Origin of the sequence: Acidobacterium sp. S8 (assembly GCF_009765985.1) — a bacterium.
GTDB lineage: Bacteria > Acidobacteriota > Terriglobia > Terriglobales > Acidobacteriaceae > Alloacidobacterium.
This window is the reverse complement of the sequence record NZ_LMUM01000034.1, coordinates 397,414-414,866: the sequence shown is the minus strand read 5'-3', so window position 1 is coordinate 414,866 and position 17,453 is coordinate 397,414. Positions and strand designations below refer to the sequence as shown.

The window sequence follows — 17,453 nt, the reverse complement described above, 5'->3', positions numbered from 1 at the left end:
TCCTCACAATTGAATTGAAGGAAGAAGCAGAAACATGAAACAGCGTATGTTGTCTCTCGTTTCCGCCCTGCTGCTTGCTGCGCCTCTTACAGGCACAGCACAGCAACAGCAGCTGAAACCGAACGAACTCCCGACGAACATTGCGGGAGCAACCACAATCGCAGCTCCGCCGAAGGGATTTAATCCCTTGAACGCGTCGGACCAGGACCTGGAATACTACGGCTTCCCGCCGCGTCCGAATGAAGTTGAAGCACCCAAGGCTTTTGCCCGATGGCAGAAGGCGATGGCTGCCTCCAAAATTCGCATGACTCCAAAATTGGAGATGACGAATAACTTCGCCGGCCCAGCCAAGATGAAGGCTGGCGCGGCTCCGAGCAGCGGCAGCGCATCCACCTCCTACAACTGGAGCGGATATGTGAACACGAATGGCGTTACGAAGTATGGAAGCTCGTCTTTCTACTACATCATTGCCGATTATGTTGTGCCGGTTGCGACACAGGCTTACGGTGCATGCACTGGCGCGTGGGATTATTCGGTGACGTGGGTCGGCATCGATGGTTGGGGATCGGGCGATGTGCTGCAGGCGGGCAATGAAGCCGATGCCTATTGCAGCGGGTCGACGAAATCGGCTTACTACTCGGCATGGTATGAGTGGTACCCGAACGGCTGGACACGGATCACGAGCCTGCCAATCGTACCCGGCGACGATCTCTTTGTAGAAGTGTGGAACACGAGCTCAACCGCTGGCCATGCTTATCTCGTCAACTACAACACGAACCAGTACGTGATCATCAACTTCAACGCACCCGCGGGAACACAGCTTGTGGGCAACAGCGCGGAGTGGGTGGTCGAGCGGCCGGGGGTCAACGGCTCACTGGCAACCCTGAGCAACTACATCTCAGACTACTTCTCGGATGCATACGCGTATAACTTCGGTTACAGCGCAGTCGATCCGGGCAGCGCGGGTTCGTTCCCTGTGACCATGCTGGATAACAGCGGCAATCCTATTTCGTATCCGACACTACTCGGCGGCAATGCGATCTGGGTGCAGAACGAAGGCTCGTCGCGATAAGTTAACTTCTTATCGTGTGGGCAAAGAAGGCGATGCGCTTTGCGCATCGCCTTCTTTGTTTCTGTCATCCGCGTGGAAGCATTTATTTATCCCATCCTTTCGCAAAGTACGTGAAAGGATGGGGCACCCAGGAACCTGCTCATATAAGTTGTATTTGATGGGAAACGAGCTCTGCCAATGTGGATTTCGGTTCGCTCGCCAGGTCCATCACCAGCCTTTCGAGCACGAGCTTTTTGTCGGGTGGCTGCGAGCGCAATTCTAAATCTGCTCGGGCAATGAGGCGCAGAGCGCGGGTAAGTTCGCGCTTTGATTTGTAGCGACGCGCCTGGCGGATTAAGTCTTCTGCGGCAAAAGGCGGCATGCGGAAGCCCTGCCATAGCGCCTGCCAGATAGCGCGGGAGTCACGCACATTTTTTTCGAGAATGACGAGCATCTGGCGGAAAGTGCGCGCCAGCATGTAGAGGTGTCCAATGGCTGCGTCTTCACCTCCGTCCGAGGCATTGAGCAGACCGTCTAACAAAATGAGAGCGCGCTGCTTGTCCTTGGACGAGATGGCGTCGGTAAGTTCGTAGAGTGAGCGCTGCTTGGCGGCGAGCACCATCGTCTCGACATCGCCGAGGGTGATGAGTTTTTTTATTCCGGCATAGAGCGAGAGCTTCTCGAATTCGCTGGCGATAAGCATCATGTCCGCGCCGAGGGCGTCTACTAATTCCCTGGCTGCATCCTGTTCGAGCTTGATCTGCTGCTTCTCAGCTTCGGCAAGCAGCCAGCGCAGCGCATCCGACTCATCGACGCGTGCCAGCTCCACGATGCCGCAATGATCGCCGAGAGTTTCGCGGATGCGGTCGTAGCGGTCCTTGTCGGTCATGTCCATGCGGCGAGGGTCGGATGGGATGCGAAGATGGTCGGCGACAAAGATAAGTACGGCTTGAGGATTTGGCGAGCGGAAGTAGCCGTCGATAGCGGCGAATTCATCCTTCTTGGCGCCGCGAGTATAGAGCTGTTTCAGATTGCGGATGAAGAGAACCTGAAATGGAGACATCAGTGATGGCGTCTGCGCGCGGTCGAGTGCCTCGAAGATGCTGGTCTCAGCAAGGTCGATGTCGGAGAGGCAGAAGTCGCGGAGATCGGCAGGAACGTAGGCTTCGAGCAGCGCGCGGCGGCAGCGCTCGTAGAGAAAGATCTCGTCGCCGATGAGGACATAGCCGGGACGCAGGTGGTTACTGCGAAGTTCTGCGAGAAAGCGGTCAGTGGATGCGAAGCCTGCTCCCATGTCAGTGCCGCTCCTGGAAAGAACAAACCGCAGGTCCTTCGACTTCGCGTGCTTTGCACGCTCCGCTCAGGATGACGATTCGGGAAAGATCATTCTCGTGCATTAGAAGGACTCCAGAATATCGGAGACGAGGGCCTGGGCAAAGTCACGAGAAAGGCGCTGAACGGCAGCCGGGTCTTCCTGGATAAAGCTGACGAGATCCTGGGTGGTCTGATACTGCTGGCGGAAGAGATATGTCTTGTTTTCGTACAACACGCGATGGTCGCGGTCGAGTACCTTGACGCTAGCGCCGATGGTGATGAGATAGCTCGACGATTGACCGGTCTGAATGTTGTAGGTCAGCGGAATGATCTGGAAGGAATTGATGGCGCCTTCGAGGACGGCATCGCCCGAGTCCGGCTTATCAGTGGCGAGAACCTTGTACGGCGTGCGGCTGGTGAACTCGCGGATGACGGCGTTCGTGAAGGAGACTTCCGTGTGATAGGACTGCGTATGGTTGACGAAGGTCGGGACCGCGAGCGTGTGAACAGTTTTCGGCAGGTGCACGGCTGAGTTAACGGAGTGGTAGCCGCAGCCGGTGAGAACGATGGCGAAAACAAAAGATACAGCAAGGGGCAGGCGAAACATTCTTTGATATTTTCTCATCCCGGTTGGGTTTCAAGAGCGGTATACCGTTTTCCGTCAATTATTGACTTTTCTTTAGCAAATCAACGACTTGCATTGTATGATGGCTGCGGTCGGAGGGGCCTGAAAGGTGGCACTGAACCGTTTTACCTGTGCAATTTTGCTTCTTTTCAGCTGCCTGCCCCTGTTTGCGGATGACCAGATTCCCAAGGCTGCCTGGCGTATCGGCATCGGACAACCACCGCCGAACCCGGGTGGACGGAAGCCTTCCCTTCCCACCAATATCGACGACGGCTTTTGGCAGGGAGCCCCCGTGGGTGGACTGGGCGCGGGTACTTTCTCGCGCAGCTACCGGGGCAACTTCGAGCGCTGGCACCTGAAGGCTGGAGTTCATAAGTACGAAGACGTGCCGGCGAACCAATTTGCCGTGTTTGTGCAGCCGCAGGAAGGGACGTCGAAGTCGGTGGTTCTCTCGACCGGCAAGCCTCTGCACGGCGAGTTGTCGGCGTGGGACTGGTCGTATCAGCCAGGGACGGGGGATGCAGATACCGGCCTTTATGCGGCGCTGTATCCGAAATCATGGTTTGCGTATGACGCGCATCAGCTTGGCGTCAAACTGACGGTCGAGCAGTTTTCTCCGGTTCTCCCAAATAACTATCGGGAATCGAGCTATCCGGTTGCGCTTTACAACTGGTATGCGGAAAATCCGACGGATACTCCGGTAGTCGTCTCGCTGCTGTTTTCCTGGACCAACATGATCGGCTGGTTCCGGGATACGTCGCCGGGTTTCGGCTCGGCACTGAGCAATCAGGATAGAAATCGTTACGTCTCGGAGGAGGTCGACGGCGGCTCAATGGACGGTATTATTTTTGACCGGATCCGTACGGGCGCAGCGCGCGAGGAGTGGGACGGGCAGTTTGCGATTGCAGTCCATGGGGGAAAAGGAACCGAGATCACCCACATGACCACCTTCTATCCGCAGGGGCCGGCGGCTGATGTCTGGAAGGCGTTCGCAGCCGACGGCCGCCTGCCGAACTCAAGTTCGGATATGGCCAGCAGTGGAGAGCAGATTGCCGGGGCCATTGCTGTGCGCTTCACTCTTGCTCCGCATGAAAAACGAGTGGTGCCGATGGTTCTTTCCTGGGACCTTCCGCTGATTCAGTTCGGGGGCGGCCGAAAGTGGCTGCGCCGCTATACGAGATTCTTCGGAGGGGAGGGCACAAACGCCTGGCAGATTGCCAAAGTTGCGCTTGAGCGTGACAAGGGCTGGAGCAATGAAATCGACCTCTGGCAGAAGCCTTACATCTCAGACGAGTCGAAGCCGCTGTGGTATCGGGGTGAGCTTTTCAATGAGCTATACGCCATCGCCGATGGCGGGACTGTCTGGGCGCACGAACTAGATGGGATCGGAAATCCGAATCATTTCTCCTCTCGGGATGAAGATACGTTCAGCTTCCTTGAGTGCTTCGATTATCCGTACTACGGCACCTCGGACGTTCGCTTTTATGGGTCGTTTCCGCTGATACGCTTCTGGCCCGACATTGAAAAGCAAGTGATGCGCCAGTACACCGATACCGTACAGGAGAGCAATCCGCAAAGATACCTATGGGCGTGGAAATCGCAGCATGACGGTCAATTCGTAACGATGGAGCGCAAGACTCCGGGAGCGGTGCCGCACGATCTTGGCGCACCGCAGGAAGACCCTTTCGTGAATGTAAACCAGTACAACTACCAGGACGTATCGAACTGGCGCGACCTGAATAGTAAATATGTGCTGATGGTATGGCGGGACTATCTTTTCAGCGGCAGTAGCGACGTTACATTTCTTCACTACGCATGGAACTCGGTGAAAGCGGCGATGGAGCATCTGAGCCACTATGACACCGATGGCGATGGACTAATCGAGAACGGCGGCTTCCCCGATCAGACATATGACGACTGGATTGCCACGGGTGAAAGCACCTACAGCGGTGGACTATATCTGGCTGCCTTGCGTGCGACGACAGAAATTGCGCTTAAGGTTGGAGATTCCGCTGCTGCAACCGAATACGATGTGCTTTTTAAACAGGCGCAAGCGGCTTATGTGAAGAAGCTGTGGAATGGGACCTACTTCAACTACGACACACTCAGCGAATACCACAATGACATTATGGCGGAGCAGCTCGCAGGCCAGTGGTATGCCAACCTGACTAACCTTGGCGATCTGGTTCCCAAGAAGATGCGGCTCTCCGCCTTGAGGACTGTGTACAACAACAACGTCATGCTCTTCGGAAATGGACAGATGGGTGCAGTAAACGGTACCGGGCCGAAGGGGGAGCACCTCACGCAGAATCCGCAGGTGACAGAGGTCTGGACAGGAACGACCTTCAGCGTTGCATCCGAAATGCTGGCCGAAGGGCTCCGCGATGAGGCTTATAAAACGGCGCAGGGTGTCTACAACGTGGTCTGGCGCGACCGCGGATACTTTTTCCGTACGCCTGAAGCTTATGACGAGGACGGCATGTACCGCGCCAGCATGTATATGCGCCCAGGGGCGATCTGGTCGATGGAGTATGCTTCAGAGTTGAAAAAGAAGTAACCGTTTCGGCTCAGGTATGTTGCCCGCAAAGCTGCGTATGACCGGAATTCATCCGTCAGGCAGCTCACTACGCCTCTCGACGAGGCGACTGCGAAGCACTGGCTGGTGGTGGATATGAAGAGCGACTGGCGAACAGTGTTCCCCCCGCAATAGACAGAGCATCCAATTGTTATGACCAATCTGGACCGACGCAGATTCAACACGCTGCTTGCCGGACTCGGCTTGTCGTCGGCCAGTTCCGGCTTTGCCGTCACATCGAAGCCAGAGACTCTGCAGCTCTCGCGCAACGGGTGGATGCCGAATAACGAGCACCTGCCTGTTCTGCTTTATCGCCGCGTGATTTCAACCGAAGGGGCCGATCCTGCAGCTCGTTTCGAGGCTGCATTTCTACGCAATGGCTGGCCGCCGCAATGGCGTAATGGGGTCTACGATTTTCACCACTACCATTCGACGGCGCATGAAGTGCTGGGTTTTGCCGGAGGCGAGGCGCACCTGATGCTTGGCGGCGAGAACGGCCATGAAATCACCGTTCGAGCTGGAGACGTTGCGGTGCTTCCGGCGGGAACGGGCCACTGTAAGCTCTCCGCGAGCCCGGATTTTCTGGTCGTAGGGGCGTATCCGCCGCAGCAGAACTGGGATATATGCCGGAGCGCGCCTTCCGAAGAGGCGTCGCTGCGCATGAAAATGCTTCCCTTTCCCAAGTCTGACCCTGTGGATGGTGGGGCTGGGGCTCTGCTACAGCTTTGGCGGCATGCGTAGATTGACCGTTACTGCTCTCCCACCCTTTCGCCAATTACGCGAAAGGATGGGGCACCCGGCATGGTTTATTGGGTAGCCGGATGCGGATATGGCACCCACGGTTCGATCGAGTGCGGGGGCGGGCTCTCCGGCTTCCATTTGCCCTGAAATACGCTTTCGTGAATGACGGAGTTCTCCGGAATGATCCGGTAGTGGCCCAGAGGCCAGCGCCACGTGCTGCCTTTCGTGTGAGGATTCCGCTCTGGCAGGAATTCCGGTATCCACCAGGCCCCCTGCAGCGAGGTGTGGAGATCAGCATTCGCGTCCGGTGCGGCATATGGCATCTCGCCGGGAGCGTTATCTCGTCCGAGGATTCGCTGCACCTTCTCACTATCAATCAGCAGACCGGCCTTTTCTGCCTCGACCAGCATCCATTCGAGAGAGATCTTCGACAGGCCACTTTCAGATTCGAAATAGCTGCCGCCGATATCAGAGTGGACGCCGGAAAACCAAACCTGGCGCAGGTCTTGTCCGGGAAATGGGTGCCCCCATAGGTTGTCGTGGTAGTAGCAGCGCCGCTCATGAATGGAGATGGCGTGGCGTCCGGTAAGAATAATAGGATTGCGGCCGGCATAGGGCAGGTTGATGGGCGAATAGACCCAGCCATACGAGCTGACCGTGTCCCATACTCCGCAAAAATGCACATTAACTTCGTTTTTATGAGAAAAAGTTTGCTTAAAGGCGTTTTCTGAATCGAAAGTAGCCTTTTTGCGCTTCTCCTGGCGGCTGCGCTGCGCATACATGCGAAGAATGTAAGGAATCAGCCCTTCGTTCCCCGCGCAACAAAGCCCAAAAACATGCAGCACACTGGCAATGGCCCGGGCAGTGTAGGCTCCACGGCTGAATCCGAAAATGTAAATCCGGTCGCCATCCGCGTAGGTGTTCATCAGGTAACGATAGGCGTCGCCCACATTGTCGAGAAGACCGGCGCCGGTGGCGAGTCCCCAGATGCGCGATGCCTGCTGTTCAAACCAGCCGCGAGCCTTTGGCGACCCCATGGTTCCGACGCCGGGATGGTAATAGCCGAACTGCTCCTGATTAATTTTCAGCGTTCCGTAGAGCTTGACGACGTTTGAGTTTGTGCTGGGGTCGTGAAAGTCGTTGCCGGTGCCGTCGCAGCAGAGGACGATGTTCTTGCTCATGGACTTCTCCGCAAACACGTGGATTTCATCATGGTGGAGGAGAGCGTAATTGTAGTGGATGGCGGCTGAATGCCGTTACAGATTTTTTAGCGCCGGAGGAGCGGAGATGGCGACGGAATCATTCTCCGGCGAAGTGCGTGATTTCTATGAAATACGAAGACGGTCAAGGCCGTGCATACGCTGAACTTGATACACTGACGGTGTCATGGTCGAGCTGCTTCCATCCATACTTTCTTCGGATTTTGCGCACCTCGCAGATGAAGTTGCTGCTGCGGAGCGGGGCGGCGGCACGGCCATCCACGTGGATGTGATGGATGGGCATTTTGTGCCCAATATCACCCTGGGACCGCCGGTGGTAAAGTCGCTGCGCAAGGTGACTAAGTTGCCGCTCGATTGCCACCTGATGATCGAAAATCCGGACAATTTTATTCCCGCCTTCGCGGATGCAGGGGCTGACTGGGTAAGCGTGCATTACGAAGCCTGCCGGCATCTGCACCGGACCCTGGAGCTGATTGCTCAGCACGGAATGCAGCCGGGGGTGGTGATCAATCCGGCGACCGAAGTTTCGCTGCTGCGGCCGATTCTCGGCATGGTGCACCATGTGCTGGTGATGAGCGTGAATCCCGGTTTCGGGGGACAAAAATTTATTCCCTACTCGCTGACCAAGATGCGGCAGCTCAAAGAACTTCGCCAGGAACTGGGGCTGAGCTATAGGATTGAAGTAGATGGCGGCGTGGCTCACGATACCATCGCGGCAGTCGTCGAAAATGGAGGCGAGCTGCTGGTGGCCGGAAGTGCCGTGTTCGATGGCGGCCATGCCGAACAGAATGCCCGCAAACTGCTCGCTGCTGCCCAGAAAGCTGCCGAACTGGAAAGCTGGGGAGTAGCATAGGAATCAGGTCGCGGCTGTCCTTTTGAGCCGCAAAGGTTTTTGAGGTGTTATGAATCGTTTTGTTACCCAAGTCTCGGCTGTTTGCCTCTGTCTGGCCATGGTGCCCTGCGCCAACGCCGCGAGTAAGAAAAAGAAGAAGCAGACGGACCTGAGCGCCAATCCGCTAGCCAACGTGAACTCTAAGCAGCCGGATAAAGAGCTCTTCGACAAGGCCATGAAGGCCATGAAGAAGGGCAAGTATGACGTGGCCCGTCTGGACCTGCAGACGCTGCTCAACACCTATCCGGATACCGAATACGCGATGCGCGCCAAGCTCGCCGTGGGCGACACCTGGTACAAGGAAGGCGGATCGGCTGCGCTGACGCAGGCGGAGCAGGAATATAAGGACTTCATCACCTTCTTCCCCAACACGCCGGAAGCAGCCGAAGCGCAGATGAAGGTCGGCGACATCTATTACCAACAGATGGCCAAGCCGGACCGCGACGCTCAGAATGTGATGCATGCCGAGCAGGAATACCGGCAGATGCTGCAGCAGTTCCCCGATTCTCCGCTGGTGCCGCGTGCCAAGCAGCGGCTGCGTGATGTGCAGGAGGTTCTGGCACAGCGTCAATTCGAGGTAGGGCAGTTTTATGCCTCGCACGAGAACTGGCCCGCAACGATTGCCCGCCTGCAGACTGTAGCCGACAGCTATCCGCTCTTCAGCCACAGCGATCAGACGCTGATTACGCTGGGTGACGCATACGTTACCCAGGCGCAGACCGCCGAAAGGCTGAACCTGCCTCCGAAGGCGAAGGTCGAGCTGGTGAAGGCCTACAATGATCGCGCCGCCGATGCCTATGACCGCGTCGTGACGCGATACGCAATGGCTCCGCATGTGGAAGACGCGAAGGATCGCCTGATTGCCATGGGTCGTCCGGTGCCGGAACCGACCCAGGAGCAGCTTGCCGAAAGCGAGGCAGAAGAAGGCAGCCGGACCTCAGTAAAGCTGAAGGATCGTGCCATGCTGCTGGTTAAGCCTGGCCCATCCACCGTACGCGCGGCGCGCGTAGGCGAGCCTGCGCTCACAGATACCCCCCAAACGACCGCTCCAGACGTGCGCAATAGCACAGTAGCCATGTTCAACGCTGCTTTGAAAAGCCAGCCACTGCCTGCAGGTCCGAGCTATGGCGGTGGAGCAACGACGGCTTCCGCCGCGGCAGTAGGGACAGGAGCCAGTGCTGGCGCATACGCTGCAGGTTCGAACACGGGCAATGCGGTCGAGATGGAAGCCATTCCCTCGGGGAACAGCGGCGGCAACTCCACCAGCGTGGAGATTGTGAACCCTGGCGCCAATTCGGGCGGAGTTACGGGAAGTGAGGCGGTTCCTGCTGCGCCGACCGGCAATGAGGCTGCGCCTGGGAATGAGGCTGCGCCCGCTGCACCAGCCAATCCAGGTGCTGAATATGGCCTGCAACCGGTTGGACCTCCGGCAAACACCAATACGGCCCTGCCGCCGGTCGATAAGCCGGCCGAAGCTGCCGACCAGGTCAATGACGTCAAGGCCGGAAGCGCGCCAGCACAGGTTCAGACGGGCACGACGAACGGTAAGAAGAATCCAAATGTTCCGGTCGACAAGAGCAAGGAATCTTCCACCAAGAAAAAGAAGAAGGGTCTGGACAAGCTGAATCCGTTCTAAAACGAACGCAGATGAAACCAGCAAAGGCCGCCTCTTCGGGCGGCCTTTCTACTGTGAGGCGCATGCACCCATTGGCGAAATGCTTTATCGTGAAAGGTTAGGTTCACTTCAAAATGTCGCACGATCTTCCCAAATCTTATGATCCGACAGCGATTGAAGATCGCTGGGCGGAATACTGGGTGCGCGAACGTCTCTTCGACGTGCCCACTCCCGAAGGCGCTCCCGCCGCCTCTCCTTTTACCATTCTGTTGCCACCGCCGAACGTCACCGGCCGCCTGCACATGGGCCACATGCTCAACCAGACGGAGATGGACATTCTGACGCGTTGGCGGCGCATGCGGGGCGACCTGGCGCTATGGCTGCCGGGAACGGACCATGCCGGAATCGCGACGCAGATGATGGTGGAACGCCAGCTCGCGTCGGAAAATACTACGCGACAGGAACTTGGCCGCGAAGCCTTCGTTGAGCGCGTATGGCAGTGGAAGCAGCACTACGGCGGAGCCATTCTCGACCAGATGAAGCGTCTCGGCGCGAGCGTGGACTGGTCGCGCGAATACTTCACCATGGACGACCACCTCTCCGTAGCCGTGCGCGAGGCTTTTGTGCGGCTGCACGAGCAGGGGTTGATCTACCGCGGTGCCTACATCGTGAACTGGTGTCCGGTGCAGCAGACTGCGATCAGTGACCTGGAAGTGGTGCATGAAGAGCAGCAGGGTAAGCTGTGGGAGATTCGCTATCCGGTCGTAGAAGAGCCGGGGCAGTTTCTCGCCATTGCTACAACGCGTCCGGAGACCATGCTTGGCGACGTTGCCGTGGCTGTCAATCCAGACGATGAGCGCTACAAACATCTACACGGCAAGCGCCTCCGGCTGCCCTTGATGAACCGCGAGATTCCCATCATTACCGACGCGTGGGTGAGCGCCGATTTCGGCACAGGTGCGGTGAAGGTGACGCCTGCGCATGATCCCAACGACTTTGCCCTCGGGCAACGGCATGGGATGCCCTCCATCAACGTAATGGACGAGACGGCTCACATCAACGATGAGGGCGGCGCTTACGCCGGGCTCGACCGCTACGAAGCCCGCAAGCGCATTCTGGCTGATCTTGAAGCGCAGGGCTTGCTGGTTGCGGCGAAAGATCATACGAACTCCATAGGCAAATGCGACCGCTGCAAGAGCGTGGTAGAGCCGCGGCTTTCGACACAGTGGTTTGTTAAGATTCAGCCGCTGGCAGATAAGGCCATCGCCGCCGTCGAGCAAGGCTACATCAAGTTTTCGCCTGAGCAGTATGCGAAGACTTATTTCGAGTGGATGCGCAATATCCACGACTGGTGCATCTCACGCCAACTCTGGTGGGGACACCGCATTCCTGCCTGGCACTGCGGAACGTGCAAGCAGATCACCGTGGCGAGGGAGACACCTGCACAGTGCTCGCATTGCAAGAGCACAGATTTAGAGCAGGAAAAAGATGTGCTCGACACGTGGTTCTCGTCCGGGCTGCTTCCCTGTTCCGTCTTCGGATGGCCGCGCCACACCCACGATCTCGACATTTTCTATCCCACTCAGCTTCTGGTTACCGGTTTCGACATTCTCTTCTTCTGGGTGGCGCGCATGATTATGCTCGGCTGCCACTTCATGCTTGATATGCCGATGGCCGATGGCTCCGAGCGCACACTGAAAGATGCTGTGCCCTTCCGCGAAGTCTATATCCACGCTCTGGTGCGCGATGCCGACCGGCAGAAGATGTCTAAGACCAAGGGCAACGTGATCGATCCAATCGAGATTGTTGGCAAGTACGGGACGGATGCGGTGCGTTTCACGCTGGCATCGATGGCCTCGCCGGGAACCGATATTGCTTTCAGTGAGTCTCGCACGGAAGGCTATCGCGCCTTTGCCAACAAAATCTGGAATGCGGCGCGCTTCATCTTTATGAACGTGGACCGCGCTGCGGAATCCGGCATTTTTGTCGATCCCAGGACGCTGGTAAATTCGTTCGGTCCGGATGAAAACGCTCCGATCGAAGCACGCTGGATCGTCTCGCGACTGAACAACACAGCAGCAGAAGTAAACAGGGCGTTAGGGGAATACCGTTTCCACGAGGCGGCAAACCTCGTCTATCAATTCTTCTGGGGCGATTTCTGCGACTGGTATCTGGAGATCGTAAAGCTGCGGCTGGACTTCGGCGAATACGCTGACAAATCTGCGACCAGAGCTGCATTGACCACGCTGCTGAGTACTTTCGAAGCGGCGCTTCGACTGCTCTCGCCTTTCATGCCCTTCCTTACGGAAGAGCTGTGGCATGCAGTGTATGACGGCAAGACGCCAGCCAAGTCGATTGCGCTGTCGCGGTATCCGCAGCCTCTGGAAGAAGCACTCGACGCCTCGGTAGAAGGTGAAATGGCGATCCTGCAGGAGCTGATCGTGACCGTGCGCGCTCTGCGCAAAGATCTCGACGTGCCCGAGCGCGAGCTGGTTGCGATTCAGATCGCTGGCCCGGACACTCTCCAGCATCTTGCCGAGACCAACCGCTCGATCATCGAGAGGCTCGCGCGTGTTTCTGCAATCGACTTTCCAGCTACGTGGAATCTTGGCCCCGGCAATACAAGAACAACGGCCAGCTTTACCGTCGGCTCATCTTACGAAAAGCAAATCGATGTTGTCGCCGAGCGCGAGCGGCTGCGCAAGCAGTTGGATCAATACGACAAAATTCTGATAAATGCGGAACGCCAGCTTGGCAATGATGGCTTTCTTTCCAAGGCTCCTGAAAAGGTAGTTACGGGTTTAAAAAAACAGGCATCTGAAGCTGCGATGCTACGCCAGGAAACGCTGGACGCGATCGAAAAGCTGGAACAACTCGCATAACAACGAGGAATACATGGATTGGAAGAGCAGGCGGATTGAGGCAATTCTGGAGCAGGCGCTGGTGGAAGATAAAGCCACCAGCGATATAACAACAGCGATCACGATTGAGCCCGGCCTGCGCGCCTCGGCCACTATTGTCGCCAAGCAGGATTGCACCATCTCCGGCCTCGGCTGCATTCCGCGTTTTCTGGAAATTTTTGCGCAGCTCGATAAACGTGACAGTGGGCGTTACGAAGTCATCAGTCACCCGGAGATTTTTGAAGGCGTGCGCGTGAAAACGGGTCAGGCTATCGCCGTGATTCGCCACAATGCCCGCGTCATTCTTGGCTGCGAGCGCGTGATTCTCAATCTGATGCAGCGCATGAGCGGTATCTCTACCATGACGCGGCAGTACGTTGACGCAATCGCAGGTACAAACACGCGCATTCTCGACACCCGTAAGACGATTCCCGGCCTTCGCATTCTCGACAAGTACGCGGTTCGTTGCGGTGGCGGCGAAAATCATCGCCTCGATCTCTCCGATGGCATTCTCATCAAGAACAATCACATCTCGCTGGGCGGCGGTATTGAGAAGGTACTGAAACGCGCGCACGAGCTGCGTAAGCCGGGGCAGACTATCGACATCGAAGTGCGTAGCTTCGCGGAACTGGAAACGGCCCTTGATCATGGCGCTGAATCACTGCTCGTGGACAACATGACGCCCGCAGACGTAAAGAAAGCCGTCGGCATTGTGCGCGGTCGCGGACTGACGATTCCGATTGAGGCTTCCGGCGGGATTCTGCTTGAGAACATTCGCAAATACGCGCTTGCGGGTGTCGATTACATCTCTGTCGGAGCGCTGACGCATTCCGCTGTCGCTGTAGATTTAAGCATGAAGATCACGGCTGAGATTTATTGAGCGATCTTTGATGATTGAGGATGCCTTCGACATACCTGCGCTCGACGGAGCGTTGAGTGGCACACCGTTTGCAGGCAAGCTGCAGTTTTTCCCGTCGATTCATTCCACCAATACGCATGCCATGCAGCAGGCAGAAGCAGGCGCGCAGCATGGCTCAGTGTATTTCGCCGATGAGCAAACAGCCGGACGTGGACGCGGGGCACATGCGTGGTCGTCGCCTCCAGGCTCTGGTCTTTACGTCAGCGTGCTGCTGCGTCCGCGCATGGCTCCGGCGGACGTGCTGTGGCTCTCCCTCGCTACGGGGCTGGCCGTGCGCAATGCCGTCATGCAGACAACGACTCTGTCATGCGATCTGCGCTGGCCTAATGATCTGCTCTTCGGTCCGCGAAAATTCTGCGGCATTCTTACGGAACTCAACGCTGAGGTCACACGCGTCCGCCATCTTGTGATCGGCATCGGAATCAATGTGCACCAGCAGCAGTTTCCGCCTGAGTTGCGCAATATCGCCACGTCTCTGCATGTCGAAACAGGACGCACGTGGCCACGGCAGGAGCTGCTGCTTACCCTGCTACAATCACTTCATCGCGAGGTGGTTGCGCTCTCTGATCCGGCGAACGCCGCTGCCTCCAGGCAATCTGTCCTGGAGCGCGTGGAAAAGGCATCGAGCTGGGTGCGCGGCAAGCAGGTGCACGTGGAAGAGATGGACGGCTTCGATGGATTGACCGAGGGCCTGGATGCTCGCGGCTTCTTACAGGTGCGCACAGCGCAGGGATTGCGTACGGTCTTCTCCGGCGGCGTGCGCGAATTCAAAGATACTTCTGGAAAATAAATGCTGCTTGTACTCAACGTTAACAACACCAATACAATCATCGCGCTCTATCCCATGATGGAAGGAGGTCGCATCGGCGACCTGCAGGCAACATGGCGCATCAGCACGCGGCATACGCAAACCGCAGACGAATACGGCATACTCGTGCAAAGTCTGCTGCAGAGCAAAGGCGTGGAGAGCAAGGCTGTCACCGGCATCGTCATCGCCTCTGTCGTGCCTCCGATTGACTGGATTCTGCGTCAATTTTGCGAGCGCTATTTCAACCACAAGCCGCTGTTTATCGAACCCGGCGTGAAGACCGGGCTGCCGATTCTTACCGACAACCCCAGCGAAGTGGGGGCGGATCGCGTTGCCAATTGCGTGGGCGCGTTTCAGAAATATGGCGGCCCCAGCATCGTTGTGGATTTCGGCACGGCGACAAATTTCGATGTGATATCGAGCAAGGGTGAGTTCCTTGGTGGCGCCATTGCTCCGGGGCTGAATATCTCTGCTGAAGCATTGTTTGCCCGCGCAGCGCGATTGCCGCGAGTTGAGATCAAGCGTCCGGCAAAGATCATTGGCACCAACACTGTTGATAATCTGCAGATTGGCCTCTTCTATGGGCACATCGGTCTCGTCGACAGTATTCTCGAACGCATGATTGCCAAGCTGGGCTCAGAGACGAAATGCGTGGCTACTGGCGGACTCGCGCATCTCATCGCGGGCGAATCGAAATATATTTCTGCCGTGGATGACATGCTCACTCTCGACGGACTGCGAATTATCTACGAGCGCAATCACACGGCAAAGACCGCTACGCAATCGCCGCGTTCGTGACAACCTGACGTAACCGTGGAAAATTATTTCAATTACTTTACTGAAATCGAAGAACACTTCCAGCGGCGACGTGGATCGCTGCTGCTGCTCTCAACACTCGACTGGGCGCTCATAGAAATATGGCGCGAAGCAGGCGTTCCCCTCGAGGCTGTACTGCGCGGCATCGACGCTGCCTTTGAAAAGCATGAGGCGCGAAGAGCGCATGCGCGGGTGCGTCGTGTAAATGGTCTCGCATACTGCACGCAGGAGGTTATGACGGCAGTTGAAGAGATGAAAGAAGCTTCTGTCGGCGCTGCGCCTGCTCGTGATTCTGAGACACCTGCTCCGGGATTTGAAGCGGAACGCATCGCCGCACATCTTGAATCTTGCGCGGCTGAACTCCAAGCCGCCTCTTTGATTGGCGTCGCGCGGGAGACGGCGGAAGAGATGAGTCAGCGATTGCGAGGGCTGGCGATCGGGGCCCGTACCGAACAGCCAGATGTCGAAGAGTTGGAACGCACTCTCACCGTGCTCGAAGAAAAGCTCTTTGCTACGCTTCTGACCACCACTCCAGAGGCCGATCTTGCTGCGGTACGAGAGCAGGCGTCGCGCGAGCTGGCTCCATACCGCAGGCGCATGCAGGTGGTGCAAATTCGCCAGATCGAGCAGCAGTTCCTGCATAAGCGCCTGCTGGAAAAATATCGGCTGCCACGCATGAGCCTCTTCTATATGAGCCAGTCATGAAGCTGCAGATTGAAAAGTGCATCTATGGCGGCGCTGGATTAGCGCGCGCAGAAGGCAAAGCTATCTTTGTTCCTTTTACGTTGCCGGGCGAATTAGTAGAAGCGCACATCACCGAGGACAAGCGCAGCTTCGCCAACGCCGAGCTGGACGCAGTGCTGGAGCCTACGCAGAACCGGGCCACTGCACCATGCGAATACTTCGGCGCTTGCGGCGGATGTCAATACCAACACGCCGACTATTCTGCTCAGATTGAAATCAAGCTTGGCATTCTGCGCGAAACGCTTGAGCGCGCGAAGTTGTCCCATCTGCCTGAAATCATTCCTATACATGCTGCACCGTTTGGATATCGCAACCGCGCACGTCTGCATATTCAACGACAGCCCTTCGCACTTTGCTATAAACGCCGAGCCTCGCATGTAAATCTCCCCATCACGCATTGCCCCATCTCTGCTCCCATCGTCGAGCAGGCGATTGCTATCGTGACGCGCATCGGCGCGGCTTACATTTCAGAGTTCGAGGAGATCGAATTCTTCACAAATGAAGAGCAAAGCGAACTGCTTGTCTCGTTATGGACGCGCAAGCGAGATCGAGAGCTCTCTGAGAAGCTCCGCCAGTTCTGTGAAATGTTACAGCGAGACTTGCCGGTCATTTCAGGCGCTGCGGTGTTTGTCACAGAGAAAAACCAGACTGAGAATAAGCTGTTCGCCTGGCAAGCTCAGGCGCTCACTTATCGTGCCGGCGAACATTCTTACGAGGTAAGCATCGGCTCATTTTTCCAGGTGAATCGTTTTTTGGTTGATCGTCTGATCCAGCTTGTTACCGCAGATCACTCAGGCAGACTGGCATGGGATTTGTACGCGGGCGTTGGATTGTTCTCGCTGCCGCTGCGTGAGAAATTCGAGAAACTAATCGCAGTGGAAGCTGCGCCATCGTCATCCAACGACATGGGCAAGAATCTACCAGACAGTCAAGCTATCCGAAGTAGCACTCTCGATTTTCTGCGACATAAACACGACACTACACCGGACCTGGTCGTCGTCGATCCGCCGCGAAGCGGACTTGGCGCCGATATCACAGCGCTGCTTACCAAAGTAAGGCCACGGACCATGGTTTACGTCTCCTGTGACCCGGCGACGCTCTCGCGCGACCTGCACGCGTTGGTAGAATCCGGCTATCGCCTCGCAAGCATGCATATGGTGGACCTTTTCCCGCAGACCTTTCACTTGGAAAGCGTCACGATGTTGTCCATCGATTGAGTGCTGAGGCGGTAGT

General features: G+C 56.8%; 14 protein-coding genes. 11 read left to right on the top strand and 3 right to left on the bottom strand.

All coding sequences use genetic code 11. The features are described from left to right. Positions 1-34: 34 nt before the first annotated feature. On the top strand, positions 35-1,072 hold the full coding sequence (locus GSQ86_RS16980; protein WP_158751112.1) for a G1 family glutamic endopeptidase: 1,038 nt from the start codon (positions 35-37) through the stop codon (positions 1,070-1,072). Positions 1,073-1,211: 139 nt separating this feature from the next. Here the strand turns inward: GSQ86_RS16980 and holA are convergent, their stop codons facing one another. Together holA and lptE are read right to left on the bottom strand one after the other, a co-directional pair. Beyond that, the gene (holA, locus tag GSQ86_RS16975; RefSeq protein ID WP_158751111.1) at positions 1,212-2,345 is read right to left on the bottom strand and encodes a DNA polymerase III subunit delta; all 1,134 of its coding nucleotides are present in this window, start codon (positions 2,343-2,345) and stop codon (positions 1,212-1,214) included. Between the two features lie 102 nt (positions 2,346-2,447). Further along, positions 2,448-2,972 (bottom strand): LptE family protein, encoded by a 525-nt coding sequence (gene lptE, locus GSQ86_RS16970; protein WP_158751110.1) that lies wholly within the window; start codon positions 2,970-2,972, stop codon positions 2,448-2,450. A 127-nt stretch (positions 2,973-3,099) separates the two neighbouring features. Between lptE and GSQ86_RS16965 the strand changes: the two genes are divergently transcribed. Further along, positions 3,100-5,547 carry a GH116 family glycosyl hydrolase gene (locus GSQ86_RS16965; RefSeq protein ID WP_158751109.1) on the top strand — a complete coding sequence of 816 codons (2,448 nt, stop codon included), beginning with the start codon at positions 3,100-3,102 and terminating at the stop codon, positions 5,545-5,547. 171 nt (positions 5,548-5,718) lie between these two features. Then, entirely contained in the window at positions 5,719-6,306 is a 588-nt protein-coding gene (locus tag GSQ86_RS16960; RefSeq protein ID WP_158751108.1) for a cupin domain-containing protein, read from the top strand. 65 nt (positions 6,307-6,371) lie between these two features. On the opposite strand, the gene GSQ86_RS16955 is transcribed toward GSQ86_RS16960, so the two are convergent. Then, positions 6,372-7,487 (bottom strand): DUF2235 domain-containing protein, encoded by a 1,116-nt coding sequence (locus GSQ86_RS16955; protein WP_158751107.1) that lies wholly within the window; start codon positions 7,485-7,487, stop codon positions 6,372-6,374. 205 nt (positions 7,488-7,692) lie between these two features. On the opposite strand from GSQ86_RS16955, the gene rpe reads away from it, so the two are divergent. From rpe to rlmD, 8 genes are all read left to right on the top strand, one after another. Next, a complete protein-coding gene (gene rpe / locus GSQ86_RS16950) occupies positions 7,693-8,379 on the top strand; it encodes a ribulose-phosphate 3-epimerase (protein ID WP_158751106.1) in 687 nt (228 codons plus the stop codon). 49 nt (positions 8,380-8,428) lie between these two features. Then, complete coding sequence (gene bamD, locus GSQ86_RS16945; protein ID WP_158751105.1) at positions 8,429-10,054, top strand: outer membrane protein assembly factor BamD; 1,626 nt, start codon at positions 8,429-8,431, stop codon at positions 10,052-10,054. 113 nt (positions 10,055-10,167) lie between these two features. Next, positions 10,168-12,915 (top strand): valine--tRNA ligase, encoded by a 2,748-nt coding sequence (locus GSQ86_RS16940; protein WP_158751104.1) that lies wholly within the window; start codon positions 10,168-10,170, stop codon positions 12,913-12,915. A 13-nt stretch (positions 12,916-12,928) separates the two neighbouring features. Beyond that, positions 12,929-13,813, top strand: a complete 885-nt coding sequence (nadC, locus tag GSQ86_RS16935) for a carboxylating nicotinate-nucleotide diphosphorylase (protein ID WP_158751103.1) — start codon at positions 12,929-12,931, stop codon at positions 13,811-13,813. Positions 13,814-13,823: 10 nt separating this feature from the next. Continuing rightward, the gene (locus GSQ86_RS16930; protein WP_158751566.1) at positions 13,824-14,642 is read left to right on the top strand and encodes a biotin--[acetyl-CoA-carboxylase] ligase; all 819 of its coding nucleotides are present in this window, start codon (positions 13,824-13,826) and stop codon (positions 14,640-14,642) included. Further along, positions 14,643-15,458 carry a type III pantothenate kinase gene (locus GSQ86_RS16925; protein ID WP_158751102.1) on the top strand — a complete coding sequence of 272 codons (816 nt, stop codon included), beginning with the start codon at positions 14,643-14,645 and terminating at the stop codon, positions 15,456-15,458. Positions 15,459-15,473: 15 nt separating this feature from the next. Beyond that, entirely contained in the window at positions 15,474-16,181 is a 708-nt protein-coding gene (locus tag GSQ86_RS16920; RefSeq protein ID WP_158751101.1) for a hypothetical protein, read from the top strand. Beyond that, entirely contained in the window at positions 16,178-17,437 is a 1,260-nt protein-coding gene (rlmD, locus tag GSQ86_RS16915; protein ID WP_158751100.1) for a 23S rRNA (uracil(1939)-C(5))-methyltransferase RlmD, read from the top strand. The genes GSQ86_RS16920 and rlmD overlap by 4 nt, the downstream gene beginning before the upstream one ends. Positions 17,438-17,453: the final 16 nt, after the last annotated feature.

Excerpts from the sequence above, each read along its gene's own strand:
- GSQ86_RS16980 (WP_158751112.1), top strand. The coding sequence starts at position 35 with ATGAAACAGCGTATGTTGTCTCTCGTTTCCGCCCTGCTGCTTGCTGCG.
- holA (WP_158751111.1), bottom strand. The coding sequence starts at position 2,345 with ATGGGAGCAGGCTTCGCATCCACTGACCGCTTTCTCGCAGAACTTCGC.
- lptE (WP_158751110.1), bottom strand. The coding sequence starts at position 2,972 with ATGTTTCGCCTGCCCCTTGCTGTATCTTTTGTTTTCGCCATCGTTCTC.
- GSQ86_RS16960 (WP_158751108.1), top strand. The coding sequence starts at position 5,719 with ATGACCAATCTGGACCGACGCAGATTCAACACGCTGCTTGCCGGACTC.
- GSQ86_RS16955 (WP_158751107.1), bottom strand. The coding sequence starts at position 7,487 with ATGAGCAAGAACATCGTCCTCTGCTGCGACGGCACCGGCAACGACTTT.
- rpe (WP_158751106.1), top strand. The coding sequence starts at position 7,693 with ATGGTCGAGCTGCTTCCATCCATACTTTCTTCGGATTTTGCGCACCTC.
- bamD (WP_158751105.1), top strand. The coding sequence starts at position 8,429 with ATGAATCGTTTTGTTACCCAAGTCTCGGCTGTTTGCCTCTGTCTGGCC.
- GSQ86_RS16940 (WP_158751104.1), top strand. The coding sequence starts at position 10,168 with ATGTCGCACGATCTTCCCAAATCTTATGATCCGACAGCGATTGAAGAT.
- nadC (WP_158751103.1), top strand. The coding sequence starts at position 12,929 with ATGGATTGGAAGAGCAGGCGGATTGAGGCAATTCTGGAGCAGGCGCTG.
- GSQ86_RS16930 (WP_158751566.1), top strand. The coding sequence starts at position 13,824 with ATGATTGAGGATGCCTTCGACATACCTGCGCTCGACGGAGCGTTGAGT.
- GSQ86_RS16925 (WP_158751102.1), top strand. The coding sequence starts at position 14,643 with ATGCTGCTTGTACTCAACGTTAACAACACCAATACAATCATCGCGCTC.
- rlmD (WP_158751100.1), top strand. The coding sequence starts at position 16,178 with ATGAAGCTGCAGATTGAAAAGTGCATCTATGGCGGCGCTGGATTAGCG.